The following is a 215-nucleotide window of genomic DNA, read 5'->3' on the forward strand; positions in this document are numbered from 1 at the left end:
GGACCCATACCGCGAGATCTCTCGACGATGCGCGGTATCAATACCATGCTGTAGCGGCTGCCAGTCTTCGCTAAACTCCTGCCGCGGAGTATGGGTCCCGGCCTGCGCCGGCACGACGGCGGTGTGATTGGAGAAAGCCGGGCCTACCCGTCGATCTTGGCCGGGCGCAGCTCGACCGATTCGCCGCAGCCGCAGGCGGAGATCTGGTTGGGGTT

General features: G+C 65.1%; 1 pseudogene. It reads right to left on the bottom strand.

The window, feature by feature from the left end:
• Positions 1-143: 143 nt before the first annotated feature.
• A pseudogene (locus G8O24_RS45025) lies at positions 144-215 on the bottom strand (Fe-S cluster assembly scaffold SufA); the annotation flags it as partial.

The sequence above is a fragment of the Bradyrhizobium campsiandrae genome (assembly GCF_014529705.1).
Lineage (GTDB): Bacteria > Pseudomonadota > Alphaproteobacteria > Rhizobiales > Xanthobacteraceae > Bradyrhizobium > Bradyrhizobium campsiandrae.